This window comes from Streptomyces sp. AM 2-1-1 (assembly GCF_029167645.1).
In the GTDB taxonomy this organism is placed as follows: domain Bacteria; phylum Actinomycetota; class Actinomycetes; order Streptomycetales; family Streptomycetaceae; genus Streptomyces.
In genome coordinates this window covers 6,940,300-6,957,863 of record NZ_CP119147.1, presented here as the reverse complement: position 1 = coordinate 6,957,863, position 17,564 = coordinate 6,940,300, and the positions used below count along the sequence as shown (strand labels likewise).

The 17,564-nt window shown below is 71.8% G+C and carries 12 protein-coding genes and 2 pseudogenes; 6 read left to right on the top strand and 8 right to left on the bottom strand.

Annotated features, from left to right (window positions below; translation table 11 throughout):
- Positions 1-89: 89 nt before the first annotated feature.
- The 4 genes and pseudogenes from PZB77_RS30045 to PZB77_RS30030 all read right to left on the bottom strand — a co-directional run bounded on the left by PZB77_RS30045 (position 90) and on the right by PZB77_RS30030 (position 4,774).
- Positions 90-800 (bottom strand): DUF4230 domain-containing protein, encoded by a 711-nt coding sequence (locus tag PZB77_RS30045; RefSeq protein ID WP_275495771.1) that lies wholly within the window; start codon positions 798-800, stop codon positions 90-92.
- 94 nt (positions 801-894) lie between these two features.
- Positions 895-1,409: pseudogene (locus tag PZB77_RS30040) on the bottom strand (DinB family protein).
- Positions 1,410-1,652: 243 nt separating this feature from the next.
- Positions 1,653-1,724 (bottom strand): annotated as a pseudogene (locus PZB77_RS31325) (hypothetical protein); the annotation flags it as partial.
- Between the two features lie 209 nt (positions 1,725-1,933).
- On the bottom strand, positions 1,934-4,774 hold the full coding sequence (locus PZB77_RS30030) for a glycoside hydrolase family 48 protein (RefSeq protein WP_275495770.1): 2,841 nt from the start codon (positions 4,772-4,774) through the stop codon (positions 1,934-1,936).
- 1,502 nt (positions 4,775-6,276) lie between these two features.
- Here PZB77_RS30030 and PZB77_RS30025 point away from each other — a divergent pair.
- On the top strand, positions 6,277-8,010 hold the full coding sequence (locus PZB77_RS30025; protein ID WP_275496281.1) for a glycoside hydrolase family 6 protein: 1,734 nt from the start codon (positions 6,277-6,279) through the stop codon (positions 8,008-8,010).
- Positions 8,011-8,221: 211 nt separating this feature from the next.
- Here the strand turns inward: PZB77_RS30025 and PZB77_RS30020 are convergent, their stop codons facing one another.
- Positions 8,222-8,992: a VanZ family protein gene (locus tag PZB77_RS30020; RefSeq protein WP_275495769.1), complete on the bottom strand. Its 771-nt coding sequence runs from the start codon at positions 8,990-8,992 to the stop codon at positions 8,222-8,224.
- Positions 8,993-9,140: 148 nt separating this feature from the next.
- Between PZB77_RS30020 and PZB77_RS30015 the strand changes: the two genes are divergently transcribed.
- The 3 genes from PZB77_RS30015 to PZB77_RS30005 all read left to right on the top strand — a co-directional run bounded on the left by PZB77_RS30015 (position 9,141) and on the right by PZB77_RS30005 (position 11,795).
- The gene (locus PZB77_RS30015; RefSeq protein ID WP_275495768.1) at positions 9,141-9,641 is read left to right on the top strand and encodes a tetratricopeptide repeat protein; all 501 of its coding nucleotides are present in this window, start codon (positions 9,141-9,143) and stop codon (positions 9,639-9,641) included.
- 172 nt (positions 9,642-9,813) lie between these two features.
- On the top strand, positions 9,814-10,863 hold the full coding sequence (locus tag PZB77_RS30010; RefSeq protein ID WP_275495767.1) for a phosphatidylinositol-specific phospholipase C domain-containing protein: 1,050 nt from the start codon (positions 9,814-9,816) through the stop codon (positions 10,861-10,863).
- Between the two features lie 242 nt (positions 10,864-11,105).
- Positions 11,106-11,795 (top strand): YoaK family protein, encoded by a 690-nt coding sequence (locus PZB77_RS30005; RefSeq protein WP_275495766.1) that lies wholly within the window; start codon positions 11,106-11,108, stop codon positions 11,793-11,795.
- Positions 11,796-12,110: 315 nt separating this feature from the next.
- On the opposite strand, the gene PZB77_RS30000 is transcribed toward PZB77_RS30005, so the two are convergent.
- Entirely contained in the window at positions 12,111-12,368 is a 258-nt protein-coding gene (locus PZB77_RS30000; protein WP_275495765.1) for a type B 50S ribosomal protein L31, read from the bottom strand.
- A 112-nt stretch (positions 12,369-12,480) separates the two neighbouring features.
- Entirely contained in the window at positions 12,481-12,645 is a 165-nt protein-coding gene (rpmG, locus tag PZB77_RS29995; protein WP_275495764.1) for a 50S ribosomal protein L33, read from the bottom strand.
- Positions 12,646-13,024: 379 nt separating this feature from the next.
- Between rpmG and PZB77_RS29990 the strand changes: the two genes are divergently transcribed.
- On the top strand, positions 13,025-14,464 hold the full coding sequence (locus PZB77_RS29990; protein WP_275495763.1) for a SpoIIE family protein phosphatase: 1,440 nt from the start codon (positions 13,025-13,027) through the stop codon (positions 14,462-14,464).
- A gap of 90 nt (positions 14,465-14,554) precedes the next feature.
- On the opposite strand, the gene PZB77_RS29985 is transcribed toward PZB77_RS29990, so the two are convergent.
- Positions 14,555-16,045, bottom strand: coding sequence for a hypothetical protein (locus PZB77_RS29985; protein ID WP_275495762.1), 1,491 nt, complete (start codon positions 16,043-16,045; stop codon positions 14,555-14,557).
- Positions 16,046-16,278: 233 nt separating this feature from the next.
- On the opposite strand from PZB77_RS29985, the gene PZB77_RS29980 reads away from it, so the two are divergent.
- The gene (locus PZB77_RS29980; RefSeq protein ID WP_275495761.1) at positions 16,279-17,418 is read left to right on the top strand and encodes an aminoglycoside phosphotransferase family protein; all 1,140 of its coding nucleotides are present in this window, start codon (positions 16,279-16,281) and stop codon (positions 17,416-17,418) included.
- The last annotated feature ends 146 nt before the right edge of the window (positions 17,419-17,564 follow it).

Below are 17,564 nucleotides of genomic sequence, written 5' to 3'. Positions count from 1 at the left end.
GACAGCGGGAGAGGACAGCGCCCCCGTTCCCCTTGATCGTGGTGGAGAGGTCGCGGGGAGCGGGGGCGCGGGCCTGCCGGCCGTGGGTGCTACGACCCCTGGGGCATGGCGTAGTTCACCGTGACCTTGGTGAACCCGAGCGACCCCAGGAGGCCCTTGAGCATGTTCGCGGTGTTCTTCTCCGCCCGGGCCGTGAGGCCGCTCTCCTTCGCCGCCTCCCCGATGTGCTGGGCGGCGAGCTTGTTGACCGCCTGCTCGCTGCCCGGGTTGTCGGAGAAGAAGTCCCCGAGTCGGTCCAGCAGACCGCGCTGCTTGGAGACCGAGTAGGACCGGTCGGGGTCGAGTGCGGGCTTGCCGAGAACCGCGTGCGGCAGGGTGAGCGTGGCCTCGGTCCGGTCGTCGTTGACGATCACCCCGTCCTCACCGACCTTGCCGAGGTCGACGGAGGCGCCGACCGTGCCCGCCCCGACGTACAGGGTGCGCGTCCCGCGGACCGCGTCCGGGAGGAACTTGGCGTCCTTCTCCAGATCGACGACGACCTGGAAGTTCCCGGAGGCGGCCTCGTACGCGCTCATGTCCTGGATCGACTTGAGCACCGCGGGCCCCGAGCGGTCGTTGGTCCGCTCTCCGAAGATGTCGCCCAGGCCCGGCACGAGGCTGAGCCGGGTGCCCGCGAAGAGGAGAGCCAGGACCGCGGCGCAGATGCCGAGGGGCTTGACCCATCCCCGCTTCTTCGCGGCCAGACGGGCGGGCTCTGTCCCGCGCCGCTCGGTGCTGTCTGGTTCCGTGGTGGCCGTCATGCCGTTCGTTTGACCCGTACGCGACGGTTCACTCCTCCCCCGCTCCTCCAACTGACCCTTTTTCGCGCTGAGTCGTGGACGAGCAGCGGGCGTTTCAGAATCCGGTCGCCCCGTCCAGCCGTTCCCGCAGCAGGTCGGCGTGGCCCGCGTGCCGGGCGTACTCCGCGATCAGGTGGACATGGATCAGCCGAAGTGAGTACACCTCGCCCCCGTGGACGAAGGTGTCGTCGAGCGAAGCGGCGGCGGCCACCTCGTCCGCGAGCCGGATCTCCTCCAGCAGGCGGGCGTAGTCCTCCTCGGCACGCTCGGGCACGAGATCCTCGAAGTCCGCGTCCTTGCCCTTCGCCGGGTCGTACATCGGCGGCAGGTCCTGGCCGGCGAACCGTTCGCGGAACCAGGTGCGTTCGACCTTGGCCAGGTGACGCACGAGGCCGAGCAGGCTCAGGCGGGAGGGGGCGGTGGTCCGTCCCGCCAGTTGCTCACCGGTCAGCCCCGCGCATGTGCGCAGCAGCCCGGCGCGGTAGAAGTGGAGAAACCCGGTCAGTGTTTCGCGCTCGGGGCGTTGAGAGAGCCGGCGGGGCGTATCGCCTCAGGTGCTGTCCATGTCATCGGGCGATCATGCCCCGCGGTCGGCCGGGTCGCCACCCACGTGGCTCGCGGCCGGCCCACCGGCAAGGGACGGGTCGCCGATCCGCTGGCGTACGGACCGGGGCGAGGCCGTCGTCGCCGACGAGGCCCTGAGGGTGGGCGGGGTGAGTCGAGGCGCGGGCGTGAACCGCACCTGGTGGCGCGCAGGGTCGCGGCGGTCGCTTCGCACAGGGGCTCCGGCATGCGGCCGAGGACGAGGGTGACGAGCCACCACACGCAGGAGAGGCCGAACCAGCCGGTGACGGCGAGCCCTTCGACGACCAGCGCGGTGATCATCCCTAGGGTCGCGAACCAGCCGACGACGGCCATGACGGTGGCCGCGACCGAGAGGCAGACGTCACCGCCACCCTGCCCGGGGCGCCGGCCGGGCAATACGCCGGGGTCCGAACGGGTGTCCCCGGCGGGCCGGGGCGGGCCCGCCGGGGGGTGGAACGGCAGAGGTGCGGGGCGTCCCGTTCAACCCGCACCTCCGCCTGCTCGGTCACTCACTCCAGGAGATCGGAATACGCTCCCAGGGCGAGTGCGATGTCGGACTGGGCCCAGAACCGGTGGTAGGTGAAGACCGGGGCGGCTCCGCCGTCCAGGTAGGCCTGCACCTTCGGCCACTCCGGGTCGTCCTTGTAGAAGGAACGGATCGACAGGAACGTGGACTTGTTGTCGACCGTCTCGCCGTTCGGCATCTTGCCGGTCCAGCCGCTGGGGACGTAGACCGGGTCGTCGAAGCGGTTGTAGTCGGCGCGGGTCTCCGGCACGGCGATGCCGGCGTCGTCCTGGTAGTGGTCCCACATGCCGTCGAGGAGCGCCTTCGCCGTGGCCTTGGCCTCCGCGTCACCGGACTTGGCGGCGTAGTAGGTCAGGGTGCGGGCGTAGGCACCGGTGACACCGACGTCGTTGGTGTAGTCGGCGACGGTGACGTGGAGAGCCGCGTTGGCGCCGGGGGCCGACGCGTTCCAGGTGTCGGGCGCCCCCGTCCACTGGAGGGTGGAGGGAACCTGGTAGGTGCCGTCCGGGTTGACGGTCGTCTCGGACAGCGCCCAGTCGACCCACTTGTCGAGCACGGCCTTGGCGTCCGCGTCGCCCGACTCGTGGTAGTACTCGGCGACGCGCTCCATCGACCACGCCTGGAAGCCGAACCACTGGTTGGACGGCGGGTCGTGGTAGACGGGCTTCTCGTCGTAGTACATCCCGTAGAAGGTGGGGGTTCCGGCCGGGGCCTGGGCGTAGCTGCCGTTCCAGCTGTTGGTGGCGCCGCCCGCGATGGCGCCCTCGTCGGACTGGAGCCAGCGGTAGAACTCCAGTTGCCGGTCGAGGCTCTTCGCCCAGTCCTGCGCTCCGGTGGCCGACTTCGGCTTGAGGTCGGCGACCGAACTCAGCGCGTACGCGGCCATCGGGTTCTGGTAGCCGCCGTGCGCGTGGCTGGAGCCGATGCGCCAGGCCCAGCCGGCCGAGGTGTCGGTGGCGCCGCCCCAGGCGTAGTACCAGGACATCAGGTAGTGGGAGCTGTCCTTGCCGGTGCCGGCGGGGCAGGTGGTCGGACCGACGCAGTTGCCGATCTTTTTGAAGTACTTGTCGAACATGGCGTAGCGGAGGTAGTCACCCATCTTCGCGGCCTTGGCGACGGTGGCGGAGACCTCGCTCTTCTTGCCCTGCTCGCCGGCCCAGACGTCGGCCCAGTAGGCGGCCTGGACCGCGCGGGCGTCGGCGTCGGGGGCGTTGGTGAACTTCCACTGCTTGGCGTAGGAGGAGTCTCCGGTGAACAGGTCCAGGTAGCCGTTCTTCCCGCCGTACGTGAAGTTGTCGCAGGTCGGGTGGGTGACGGTCTCCCAGACGGATTCCTGGGCGCCGCGCTGGAAGGTGTTGATGTAGGACGGGCCGGACTTGGTCGGGCCGCCGCTGCAGGTGCCGCCGGGGGTGTTGCCGTAGCCGTAGGTGTTGTCGACGTCCTGGATCCAGTGCATCCCGTAGATGTCGTCGGTGCCGTAGGCGGTCTTGAGCTCACCGGCGATGGGGTCCTGGCCGGAGGCGGCGGAGCCGTCGAGTACGGCCGGGTACTGCGAGGGTTCGGCGTGCTCGGGCGCGTAGGTGGCGGGCTTCGACGCGTTGTAGTACGAGTTCGTCGGCTGGTCGGCGTGGGTGGGGATCATGTACTTCTCCATGGTGCCCCACGCACCGTTGAACTTGGTCCAGTCGCCGGTGATCTTGCCGTACATCGCCTGGAGCCAGATCAGGTAGCTGTACGCCTCCGAGGTCGTCTCGTGGCCCTGGTCGGGGGCTTCGACGATCAGGGTCTCGACCGAGTGGTAGGGGATGCCCTCGGGTGAGAAGTAGCCGTTGGCCGGGTCGGTGATCTTTCCGTAGAGGTCGAGGAAGCGCCCGTCGTACTCCTTGGTGGCTGCCAGCTCGGTGGCGGTGACGGCGGTGGCGGCGTGGCCGGGGGCCGTCACGGTGAAGGTCGCGGCGCCGGTGCCGGTCGCGTTGGCCGCGATGGTCACCTTCTGCGCGGTGGACCAGTTGGACGGGGTGAAGGTCAGGCTCGCCCCGCTACTGACGCTCAGACCCGTGTTCCCGGCGGTCCGGGCCACGGTGACCGTGACGTTGGAGGTGGGCTTGGTCGAGAGCGACACGTTGAAGGTGCCCGACTTGCCCTGCTGGACGCCGAGTTGGGTCGGCGTGGCGACGAGCGCCGGTCCGGAGACGACCGTGATGCCGGCCGGCGTCGATTCCGCCGAGGCGCCCAGGCTGTCGTAGGCACGGGCGTAGACGGAGTGGCCGCCCGCGGTCAGGCCGGTGGCGCTGTAGGTGTAGGGCGAGGTGGTGTCCGTACCCAGCAGCGTGGTGTCGTCGTAGAACTCGACCTTGCTGATCCGGGCGCCGTCCGCGGCGGCCGCGGTGGCGGCCAGGGGGACGGCGTCGCCCGCGGTGAAGACGGAACCGGCCGCCGGGCTGGTGAGGAGGGCGATCGGAGGCTGGTGGGCGCCGGCACAGGTGGTGCCGTTGACCGCGAAGGTGGTGGGAGCCGCGTTGGTGCCGCTGTAGGTGAACTGGGCGCCCGTGGAGGTGGCCGCCCCGGCGGCGATGGTGCCGTTCCAGGCGGCGTTCTTGACGGTGACGGCCTTGCCCGCCTGCGACCAGGTGCCGTTCCACCCGTTCGTCAGCTGCTGGTTGCCCGTCTGCTGGTAGGTGAGGGTCCAGCCGTCCAGGGCGGCGGTACCGCGGTTGGTGAGGGTGAGTTCGGCGGTGTAGCCCGAACCCCAGTCATTGGCCTTGTAGTCGACACTGCACTGGACGGAGGCCGCCTGTGCCTGGGTTCCGGCCATCGCGGTCATCCCGGTGGGGAGAAGGAATGCCGTCGCGAGGGCGGTCCACAGCCGGCGCGACCGCACTCCACTTGCCCGGGTTCTCCCGGGTCTTCCTGGTGCCCACGTACTGCGGGCGCGTCCCGTTGCCATGCGCGGGTTCCTCCTCGCGGCTCTGACGATGATGGGGGTCATGCGGGGGGTGTGCGGAATCGAGCACAAGCCTTGAACCAGTGGGAGCGCTCCCAGCATGAGGAAGTGGAAAATCCCCGTCAAGAGAGGTGAAGAGTCGAATAAATTCGATTGATCCAGTTCAGAACTGGCCTGTTGACCGAGATCAGTTGACGCTCTAACGTCATGCCGACCAGTGGGAGCGGTTCCATCGACCGCAGTGCCGTAGGGGGCACTTCCGGTCTGGCAGGAGTCGCTCGTGCGACACCTTCCGCTTCCCGTTCGCATCCGGCACGTGGTGTGGCTGCTCTTCGGAACAGATCGCGCCAGGGCCGGTCCCACCGCGGACCGCGGCGTGCGGGTCACCCCGTTCCGCACGGTTCGCCGCTCCTTCGCCGTCCGGGTGCCCACCGGCTTCCGGACAGCCAACCGGATGGTGCGGCCGCATGGTTGGACCACTCGGCCCGATCTCCCGGCCCACCGGGAAACGGCCGGGTCGAAGCCCGGACATGGCGGCCGGCGGGCCGCCATCGCGGCCACCACCCACGACGCTTCGCCCGTTCCGGGCGCGAGCGGAGCGGGCGGTTTCCATCCGGCAGCAGGGGAAGCGATGTCCGGTACGCCGACCGACCAGTGGCGTGCCCGACGGCCCTGTCGACGACGTGTCCGTCCGCGCATCCCGGAGGGGAACGTCGGCACGCTCAACACCATCCGCAATTGTCCGGACGAGGAGTGACGACTGTCCTTGACCCATCCATCCGCGCCCCGCGAGAAACAATTGCGTCGCCGCCGTCACGGTATGCGGTGCATCGACCGAATACCGCCGAAAACCCGGGGGGAACAATGCTTGACCAGAAATCGCGAGCGCACCGGTAATTCCTCCGGGGCATAGGGCGGCACGCCGCCCGCGCACCGGACCCGAGGGACCCGGTGGGCGTTCCCGAGGGCGCGGCGGCCGCTCCGGCCGGTGAACCCGCGCTCCGGCGGCCCGGCCCCGCCTCTCACCCGCCGGCCGTGACCGGGCGGAGAACTCCGCCGGGCGTGGCACGGGTACCGCTTCGACACCTGCCCGGTCGAGAAGCATCGGCACTCACCTCCGGTTGACCGTCACCCGAGCCCCTTCCGCATCGCCGGGGCCGGGTGGGAACCAGCCACGCCCTGCCCTGCCCTGCCGCGGGCAGCGGGTGACCGGGGGCCGTTCGGAACCGCCCTTCTCGGGCGGACCCGGAGGCCCGGACCGGTTTCCCGGATCCGTCCCCGGCCGGCGACCACGACCACACCCCCCATGTACGGAATCGGGCTGCGGGATCACCCGCTCGCCCTCGAACAGAAGGAAATGACCTCGCATGAGCCGCACACCGATGTACCGATCACGGACCGCGCTTCTCGCCGCAGCGGCCCTCGTCGCCGCCGCCGGGACCGCCGCCGGCCCCTTCTCGGCCTCGGCCGCCGCCGCCCCGGCGTGTTCGGTGGACTACAAGATCCAGAACCAGTGGAACGGCGGACTCACCGCCGCGGTGACGGTGACCAACAATAGCGCCGCGGTCTCCTCCTGGCAGCTGGAGTGGTCCTTCGCCGGTTCCGAGCAGATCGGCCAGGGCTGGAACGCGGCGGTCAGCCAGACCGGGTCGGCCGTGACCGTCAAGAACGTCTCGTACAACGGGGCGCTGGCGACCGGCGCTTCGGCCTCCTTCGGCTTCAACGCGTCCGGCAACGGCAACAGCGCGGTTCCCGCCGCCTTCAAGCTGAACGGTGTCACCTGCAACGCCGGCGCCGTCGACCCCACCGACCCCACGGACCCGACCGACCCGACGGATCCGACCGACCCGGGCACCCCCGCGGGCTCCCGCGTCGACAACCCGTACGCCGGGGCCAAGGTCTACGTGAACCCGGAGTGGTCCGCGAAGGCAGCGGCGGAGCCGGGCGGCAGCCGCGTCGCGAACCAGCCCACCGGTGTGTGGCTCGACCGCACCGCCGCGATCGAGGGCGCGGGCAGCTCCATGGGCCTGCGCGACCACCTCGACGCCGCGCTGGCCCAGAAGGGCAGCGGCGAGATGGTCGTGCAGCTCGTGATCTACAACCTCCCCGGCCGCGACTGCGCCGCTCTCGCCTCCAACGGTGAGCTCGGCCCGAACGACCTCGGCCGCTACAAGACCGAGTACATCGACCCGATCAAGGCGATCCTGGCCGACCCGAAGTACGCCGGCCTGCGCATCGTCACCACCGTGGAGATCGACTCCCTGCCCAACCTGGTCACCAACACCTCGGGGCGCCCGACCGCCACCCCGAACTGCGACGTGATGAAGGCGAACGGCAACTACGTCAAGGGCGTCGGCTACGCGCTGAACAAGCTCGGCGACGTGCCCAACGTCTACAACTACATCGACGCCGGCCACCACGGGTGGATCGGCTGGGACGACAACCTCGGCCCCTCCGCCGACACCTTCAAGGCCGCCGCGACGGCCGAGGGCGCCACGGTCGCCGACGTCCAGGGCTTCATCACCAACACGGCCAACTACAGCGCTCTCAAGGAGCCCTTCTTCACCATCAACGACTCGGTGAACGGCACGTCCGTCCGCCAGTCGAAGTGGGTCGACTGGAACCGGTACACGGACGAACTCTCCTTCGCCCAGGGGTTCCGCGACAAGCTGGTCTCGGTCGGCTTCGACTCCAGGATCGGCATGCTGATCGACACGTCCCGCAACGGCTGGGGCGGCACGGCCCGTCCGACCGCCGCGGGCGCGTCCACGAGCGTGGACACCTACGTCGACGGCGGCCGAGTCGACCGCCGCATCCACATGGGCAACTGGTGCAACCAGGCCGGTGCGGGTCTCGGCGAGCGGCCGAAGGCCTCTCCGGAGCCGGGGATCGACGCGTACGTCTGGATGAAGCCCCCGGGGGAGTCGGACGGCTCCAGCTCGGCGATCCCGAACGACGAGGGCAAGGGATTCGACCGGATGTGCGACCCGACCTACACGGGCAACGCACGTAACGGCAACAGCCTCTCCGGCGCGCTGCCGAACGCCCCGATCTCGGGGCAGTGGTTCTCCGCGCAGTTCCAGGAGCTCATGAAGAACGCCTACCCGGCGCTCTGACCGGGTCTCCCTCCGGCGCCCTGCCGGCGGAGGGAGATCGAGCCGTACGGCACCACGGGTACGGCACCCGGAGTACGGCACCACAGCAGTGCGGCGCGGATCGTGCCGGACCCGGCGGACGGGCCCGGCACGGTCCGCGCGCACGACCCGCCCGCTCCGCGGCACCCCTGCACGCCGCGGTCACCGCTGACCGGACGCCCTACCGTGCCGGTCAGCGGTTGCGGAGCCTTTCCAGCAGCGTGCGCCCGCCCGCGGGCCGCGCCGCTCCGTCACTCCCGGCGGCCACGGGCTCCTTCGCGGAGGTCCGGGCGGCCACCGGAGCCTTGGCCGAGCGCGTCGCCGGAACGTCGGCCCGCGCCTTCGGGGTCCGGTCCCCGCCCAGCCGTGAGGAGGCCGCCGCCACCTTCGCCCGCAGCCCCTTGTTCCGGGCGGAGCGTCCGGCGTACCGGCTGTCGGAGATGTCCTCGGCGACCGGAGCGGCCGGCTCGGTCCTGACCGTCGCGAAGGCGTGGTAGTGGTGGCTGATCCGGCGCCCCACGAGCAGGTAACCGAGCAGCGCGCCGGTGGTGTTGAGGATGACGTCGTCGATGTCGAAGGCCCTGCCCTCGACGACGGCGCCCTGGGCCAGCTCCACGACCACCATGACCACACCGGTCAGCAGGATCATGCGGAGCATCCGGAGCCGGCGCGGTACGAGCACCGGCAGCAGCACACCGAACGGAGCGCCGAGCAGGATGTTCCCGCCCGCCTGCTTGCAGGCCGCGAGGAAGGTGTAGTCCTCGGCGTACTGCCGGAGCGAACGCCCCGGCGTCATGTTCGAATGTGCGATCCCCGCGGAGGCGGGCGACGGCGTGAGCGTCACCTTGGCCAAAACGACGGAAAAGGCGACGAGGCCCAGGAAAGCAATCACCAGAATGCCGGCGCGCAGCAGCGTGTGCGCCCAACTTCTCTTTTGCACAGTGCGGTTCGCGTCAGCGGTCATGGCCGTCAGATGCCCCGCCACGGTCGGGCCACACCCCCGTACGGCCACGTCGTGCCCCGGGTCGTCGGGGACGCCTGCGCGACCCGCCCGGAACGGACCCCGCCGGGGCGCGCGAGGAGGGCTTCCCGGCGCCTGGAATCATGGCGCCATGACCTCAGCCACGAAGGACGAACTGCTGGCCGGCGCCGTACGGCTGCGCACCGAAGGCCGCCCCGAAGAGGCCCGGGAACGGTTGCTCACGCTGACCGCGGAGTTCCCCGAGGACGCGGAGATCGCCTACCAGACCGCGTGGGCGCACGACGTTCTCGGCCTGGAGGCGGAAGCCGTCCCGTACTACGAACGCGCGCTGTCGGCGGGGAAGCTCGGCGACGAGGACCGCCTGGGCGCGCTCATCGGTCTCGGCAGCACGTACCGGGTGCTCGGCAGATACGGGCAGGCCGTGGAGGTACTGCGCCGGGGAGTGGCGGAGTTCCCGGCCGACGGCGCACTGCGGACGTTCCTGGCGATGGCGCTCTACAACACCGGCGAGCACCACGAGGCGATGGAGCTCCTGCTGCGGGTCGTCGCGACGACGAGCGAGGACCCGTCGGTGCGGCGCTACCGCACCGCCGTCGAGCACTACGCGAGCGGCCTCGACGAGACGGTCTGACCCGCCCGCCCCGCGCCCGGGACCCGGGGCGGCCCGGGGTGGCTCCCCCGGGCCGCCCCCTGCTCCCCGAACGGCCGGTTCGCGTACCCCTGCCGGTCACCCGCACCTCCTATCGTGCTTCCGGTTGACGCGTTCGCATCAACCTTGACGACGTGGGTGAGGGTGAGGATCCATGAAGCAGGGATGGCGCCGGTGGGCGGCCACCGCCGCGGCCGGGTTGTTCTGCGTGGCCGTCTCGGCCGGCAGCGCCCAGTCCGCCACGGGCCAGGGCGGCAGCTCGTACGGAGCGACGACGGGCGTCGGGGTGCACAACGCCTACGAGAAGTCGACGTACACCTACTTCGCCGACGCGCTCGACTCCGGGGCGGCGATGCTCGAACTCGACGTGTGGACCAACGTCTTCGGCAGCTCGTGGCGGGTCTCCCACGGCAACCCGGTCGCCAACGACAACAACTGCGAGAACGCGGCCAACGCCGGCCAGTTGCGCAGCAGGCCGCGCAACCAGAACCTCTCCGGTTGCCTCTCCGACATCCGTGCCTGGCACGATGCCCACCCCGGGCACCGGCCCGTGGTGCTGAAGGTCGAGCTCAAGGACGGTTTCCTCGGTACGAGCGGGCGGGGCCCGGCCGACCTGGACGCGCTGCTCACGGCGAAACTGGGCGACGCGCTCTACCGCCCGGCCGACCTGGCCGGCTCGCACGCCACTCTCGACGAGGCCGTCACCGCGGGTGGCTGGCCCACGCGCGACGCCCTGGCGGGCCGCTTCCTGGTGGAGCTGATCCCGGGCACCGTGGAGGAGGGCAATCCGCTCGACACCCTGTGGACCGACCGCGAGTACGCCACCCGGCTGCGCGACCTCGCCGCGGCGGGCAGACTGCGCGAGGCGTCGGCCTTCCCGGCCGTCCACACGGCGCAGGCCGGCGACCCCCGTACCCGGTACGCCGACGCTTCCCTCCGGCCGTGGTTCGTGATCTTCGACGGTGACGCCTCCGCGTACGCGGGCGGCTCCATCGACACCGCGTGGTACGCCCGCAACCGTTATCTGGTGCTGATGACGGACGCGCACAACGTGGCGCCGGCCATCGACGGCACCAACCCGACGCCCGCCCAGGCCCTGGACCGGCTCGGCCTCCTCGCGGGGCGGCACGCCAGCATCGTCTCCGCGGACTGGCACGCGCTCACCGACGTCCTCTCCACGGTGGTCCCCCGCGCCGCGGGGTGACCCGCCCCGCCCACCCGCGGTCCGTACGCGCACCGGCGGCTCGCCCCGGGACGCGCCCGGACCGCGCGCCGTGAGCCCGCGCCCCGGCACGCCCGGGCGCGAGCGCCGCCGCCTCCCGGCACGCCCGGGTGTGCGAGTGCACGGCGTCCCGGCGCGCCAGGGTGCGGGAGTGCACGGCGTCCCGGCGCGCCAGGGTGCGGGAGTGCGCCGTGTCCCGGCACCGGCGCACCGAGAATGCCCGGGTGCCTCCTTCCTCCCTCTCCTCCCCCGCGCCGCCGGAACGGCCGTCCGATGACACCCCGACCGGGCGAGTCGCCGGGGCCCTGCTCCTGCTCTCGGCGGCCTCCGGCGCGGCCGACGCGTTCGTCTTCCTCTGCGCCGGGCAGGTCTTCGCGGGGGTGATGACCGGGAATCTCGTCCTGCTGGGCGCTTCGGCGGCAGGGGCCGGCGAGGAGGGTTCCGCGCCCAGTGTCTGTGCCGCGCTGGTGTCGTACATGGCCGGGGCCGGGTGCGGAGCGCTGATGGCGCGGCGGTGGGAGTGGCCGGTGGCGGCCCTGCTCCTCGCCGAGGTGGTCCTGCTGGGTGTGGCGGCGACGGCGTGGGGGCTGGGTCTCGTCACGTCGGTCCGGGACCGGACGGAGCTGCTCGCCGTCGTGGCGGTCGCCATGGGGATCCAGGGGATGATCCGGGTGACCCCGACCAACTACTTCACCGGCACCCTGACCTCCCTGTCGGGACGGCTGGCCCTCGGCCGCCCGGCCCGGGGCGACCTCCGGGTGTGCGGGCGACTGGCCGCGGTGGTCGCCGGCGCGGCGCTCGCCGCCCTCGCGGCGCGCTGGTGGCCGCCGGGAGCCGCGTCCGTGGCGGTGGTGGCCGCGCTGGGAGCGCTGGTACTGGAGGCGTCGGGGCGGCTCGCACGGTCGCGCCGCTGAGGGAGCCGGCGGCCGCGTTCGCCGTCGCGCCCGGCCGCGGACAGGAGAAAGCCCCGGTCGGATCGGGGGAATCCGGCCGGGGCCGTTCACGGGGTGCGAGGGGCGGTCGCCTCTCGGCGGGTTGCTCCACGGGGCTTCAGCCGAACGATCTTCCCCGTGGGCGAAAGGTGAGGCCCGGGGACACTGTCCCCCTCGCACCACGTATAGGTGAACGATAAACCACCCGTCCCTGTTCCCGGACTCCCGCGCCCCCGATGTGATCCGGGGCACACGTCGGACGGGCGGGCCCCGGTGCCGGAGCCCCGGGGCGACTCGTCAGCGTCCGGCCGCGATGTCGCCGTAGCGGCGGTGGAAGCGGTCGATCCGGCCCGCCGTGTCCCGCACCTGCCGGGTGCCGGTGTAGAACGGGTGGCTCGCGGACGAGGTCTCGACATCGACGACCGGGTAGCTCCGTCCGTCCTCCCACTCCACCCGGTCGGCCGGGTCGGCGGTCGACCGGGTCAGGAAGGCGACCCCGGCACCCTTGTCACGGAAGACGACGGAACGGGTGGCCGGGTGGATGTGCTGCTTCATGCGGGATGTTCCTTCCTGGGTCCATTTCTCGGTACGGGGCCGGCCGGCCCCGGGGGACGAACGCCGGGCGCCGGGATCGGGCCGGCCGCCGGGGGACGCCGGGCCGAACGGTTCAGCGGGCTTCCCGGAAGATCACGTGGCGGCCCGCCACCGGGTCGAACTTCCGCAGCTCCAGCCGATCCGGGTCGTTGCGGCGGTTCTTCCGCGTGACGTAGCTCTGCCCGGTCCCCGCCGTGGACCGGAGGGTGACGACCGGCCTGAGATCACCGCGTGCCATGAATCCTCCTCCGATGGGCGACGCCATTCCCTTGTCCGGGATGGATGTCGTTTTCATTCTGCTGGTGGAACACGAGCGACCCGCAGGACATTCCCGCCCTCTCCGTGCGGCCCGGAGGATTCGGGAATCCCCCGCCGGAGAGCGGAAAACCCACCCGGAGATGCCGCCGGCTCGTTCCCCCGTCGGACCAACGCCGTTTCCACGAAGGGTTGTTCGAGTCAGGGGCCGTGGTGTCAGCCGCTGGCATATGTCAGGCGCAAGAACGCGACGAGTGTTGCCGAACCCCTTACGGGCCCCACTCCGCTGTGTCACAGTCGTCCTCGGTTCCTCTTCCGTTCCTCCCCGAGAGCCGGCAGTAGCGTCCGTATCGGAGTTCGAGATGCCGTCCCCCCTCTTCGCCGACCGCCCGGCGGCACGCCTGCCCGAGCGGGACACCCTCGACGCGATGATCGGCCGCGCACGCCGACTGCGCGGGGACCTGGACTCGATGTGCCGGGACGCGGTGGCCGTCGACGAGGACGATCCCCAGCAGCGTTGGCAGCGTGCGCTCTGGGAACTCGCGGCCCACCATCTCGACGACCTGGGCGCACGACTGGGTCAGCTCCGGGAGGGACCGCCTCCGCCGGCCCCCGACGTCGTCGGTCTCCTCGCCGGAGCAGCGGACGGCGCCCTCGCCGGCGAGGACGCCGGACCCTGGTCGGGCCGGGCGGGCAGCGCCGAGTGGAACCTGCTCGACGACGGCGTCGCATGGTCCGCCGAGCTGTACGAGATCTTCGGCAGGGACGTCGCCGCGGGACCGCTCTCCCTGGACGAACTGCCCACCGTCCTCGTGCCGGAGGACCAGCCCCTGCTCACCTCCATGGTGACCAATTGCCTCATCGACGGAAAGCCGATGGACGGTGAGTTCCGCATCCGCCGTCCGGACGGCGGGACGCGGACCCTCCACGCGCTGGGCGAGCCCGTACTGGACCCCGAGGGACGCACGATCTCCCTGTGGGCGGTCCTGCGCGACGTCAGTGCGCTGACCGACAGCCGGCGGCGCGTGGTTCGCACCCGCGACTCCCTGCACCGGCAGGACGACCGCGCGCGGACCGAGCACCGGATCGCTGTCGAACTGCACGAGGCCGTTCTGCCGTCCCGGCACGGCTCGCCGGAGCCCGCGCCGGACGCGGCCCACGTCATGGAGGTCGCCACCCACCTCCTGCCGTCGCGGGTGTGCGGCCCGGCCGGCGGTGACTGGTACGACGCCATGACGTTGCCGGACGGCAGGACGCTGCTCACCATCGGCAGCCTCGCCGGGCGCGGCATCCCCGCCGCCTCCGCCATGGCGATGGTGCTGGGCGCCCTGCGGGGCATGGCGGTGGCGGGCATCGAGCCCGGAGCGCTGCTCACCCACCTGAACCAGCTGCTCCAGGCATCCGTCCAGCCCGCTCTGCGCAGCGCCCTGTGCGGGCTCTTCGACCCCTCGACCGGCCTCTTCACCTGGGCGCAGGCGGAACATCCCACGCCCCTGCTCTTCCGCGGCGGGTCCGGGGTCCCGCTGCCACCCCCCGACGGCGTACTCCTGGGCGCGGTGCCCAGAACGGCCTACGGGCAGGAGACCGTGCGGCTGCTTCCCGGCGACGTGCTCCTGCTGCGCACGGACGGGGTGAGCCCGGCCGCCGGCCGTGACGCCGCCCCCGGGGAACTGCTCCGGCTGGCACCCCGGATGGCCCGGTCCCGCACGGCCGCCGAATGCGTGCGGACCGTCGCCGAGGAGTTCGGTGGGGACGCCCGTCCGGTGGAGGGCTGCGTGCTGATCGCCCGCATCACGGGGTGAGGGCGCACCGGTCCACCGTGGCGGGCCCGGTGGGACCTGCCGTCCGCCCGGCCGAGGGCTCCCGCGGTGGTCCGCCCACGTCGGGGCGGGTCAGGCTTCGGCACTCCTCGGGCTCTTGACCTGCCGGGGCATCACGAGCATGAGCTCCTCGCGGAGGTCGCGGATCGCGGGGTCGCCGGCATACCTGCCGGTGAGTTCGTACATCTGCCACAGCCGGTCCCAGGTGCGGTGCGAGGAGGTCTCCCCCATCGACACCAGGGCGCGCCGGGCGTACCGGTCCGCCTGTTCGGGATCACCGGCGATGAAGCAGGCCGACGCGAGCGAGATGTAGTCGAAGAGCTTGGAGCGCTGGCGCCCGTCGTCCCGCATCTCCAGGGCCTTCTTGGCGTGCTGCTGGGCGAGGACGGCGGCCGAGGGCTCGTGGTCGGCGAGCGTCCGGAAGGCGAGCGCCTGCATGCCGTAGAGGTCGGCCCGGTCGAACATCTGCATCCAGCCCGGCGGCTCTTCGACGTTCCGGTCGGAGACGAAGAGCTCCTCGGCCTCCCCGAGGGCCCGGCGCATCGCCTGCCCGCGCCCCAGGGACGCGTAGGCCCACGCCTCGATGGTGTGGAGCATGGCGCGGGTGCGTGGCAGCGTCTCCTCGCCCGAACCGGACTGGGCGAGCTTCATCAGGTCGAGGGCCTCCTCCGGCCGTCCCAGGTGGACCATCTGCCGTGCCGCCCGGGACAGCGCCTCGCCGGCGCGCGGACGGTCGCCGCCCTCGCGCGCCGCGTGGGCGGCGATGACGAAGTACTTCTGCGCGGTGGGTTCGAGGCCGACGTCGTGGGACATCCACCCGGCGAGTACGGCCAGATTGGCCGCGACGCCCCACAGCCGCTGCTGGAGGTCGGCGGGGTGGCGGTGCGCGAGAAGGCCGCCCACTTCGTTGAGCTGGCCCACCACCGCCTTGCGCTGGAGACCGCCGCCCCGCTGGGCGTCCCACTTGCGGAAGATGTCGACCGAGTGTTCCAAGGCGGTGACCTCGGCCGATCCGATGGGAGCGGTGTCGTAGCGGTCGTACCCCGCCGGATCCGCGGGGAGGGAGCTGTCGGTCCGGGGCGCGTCGGCCACCGGAGCGGGGTCGGAGAGCAGCCAGTCGTTCATGGCGCCGGTGAGGGCGGGTCCAGCGGCGAGCGCGGCGCCCGCGCTCACCAAGCCGCGTCGGTTGAGCATGAGGTCCATTCCCGTGAATTCGGTGAGGACCGCGGCCGTCCGTTCGGGCGCCCACGAAAGGCCGTCGGGATGCTCGTCCTTCCCGGCGACCCGCCGTTTTCCCGTGCGCCCGCGTCGGCCGAACCCGAGGTCCTCGATGGTCACGACACGGCCGAGCCGCTCGGTGAACAGAGCCGCCAGCACCTCCGGCACGGGATCGCGCGGGGACTCCCCCGTGTCGATCCAGCGCCTGACGCGCGAGGTGTCGGTCGCCAGTTGGGAGTGGCCCATGGCCGCCGCCTTCCGGTTCACCATCCTCGCGAGCTCGCCCTTGGACCATCCGGCCATGCCGAACAGATCGGAAAGACGGGTGTTGGGTTCTCCGGTCACTTCAAGCCCCCAGGTTCTCGGCTGAGTTGAACCCTAGCCCCGAGTCAGATGCGGTGCGCATATTCGCCACCCGTACGCCAGGGCACGCCATCTGCACTGCCACGGCCGTCCCGGTGTCAGGTAGGAGTGCGCCACCCCGCCCGGCAGCCCTCGGTACTCCCCAGGGTGCCGGACGGCCGCCGGCCGGGGTGGTGCACGCAACTTGTCGGCGCGCGAAGGGATCTGTCTCGCCCATGTACACAGCATCGTCCTCCGTGTCCGCTCCGCCCCGGCCGATCCGTCCGAGGGGATCCGGAGGCGGACCGTATCTCGCCCCCCTCTCCGGAACTCCGGTGCAGGGACTGGGCCGGGCCCGGCGGACGGCGGGCCCGGGCGCCCAACCGCTCAGCGGCAGAATCGACTTGTCGGGCCCTCAGGGCGCGCAGGTGCGCATGGCCATCACCTCCGTGCAGCGCATCTGTCCCGAGTTCAACCCGGTCCAGGTGCTGCGCCGCAGCGGACGCTCCGTACTCATCGTGGGCATGACCGGGCGCACCACGGCGGTGGCCAAGTGCTTACTCGACCACTCGGCCGCGTGGACCGAACGGTTCCGGCACGAGATAGCGACCTACCGCTCCTTCGTCCGGCACCGCCCGCCGGTCCGGGTGCCCCGGCTGATCGCCGCCGACCCGGAGAACTGCACGCTGGTGATCGAGCGGATGCCCGGGCGGGTGGCGGCGCTGACGCGCCACCCGGAAGAGCCCCCGCCCCGCACGGATGTGCGTCAGGTGCTGGGCGCGATCCGCCGGGTCAACGAGTGGCGTCCGCCGGTGGGCCTCTTCGACACCCCGCTGGACTACGCCTCACGGATCTCCCGCTACCACGAGCTGGGGCTCTTCACCGACCGGGACCTGGGCGACCTGCAGAAGCTGCTGCACGGCCTCGCCGTGGCGGGAGGGCGGACCGGCATGGGCCAGTTCTGCCACGGGGACGCCCTGCTCTCCAACATCCTGCTGTCGCCCACCGGTCCGGTCCTCCTGGACTGGGAACACGCGGGCTGGTACCTGCCGGGGTACGACCTGGCGACGCTCTGGATGGTGCTGGGCCCGGACGCCCTGGTGGCGCGGCGTGAGATCAGCAAGCTGGCCCAGGCCCGCGGCGCGGACGCCCGGGACGCGTTTCTGGTGAACCTGATGCTGGTGCTGACACGAGAGATCCGTACCTACGAGACGGCTGTCCAGCGGACCATGCGGGAGCCGGGACCGGCCGGTGCCTCGCAGGACCGCCCGGGGACCCTGTCCTCCGGTGAGGTTCAGCGCCGGCTGCTGCGCCGGCTGCACGACGACTGCGCGATGGCCCGCCGGGCCGTACGGGCGGCCGTCGGCACCCGCTGACCGTGGGCGGGGCCCGGAAGACCGGTCCCGCCCCTGAGGGGGGAGCGCGCCCGCGGGAACGGTGCCGACACACCGGCCCCGCGGGCGCGCGGTGCTGTGGGGGCGCGTCGCTCCCGCGGGCCGCCCCTGCGGGAACTCCCCCGCAG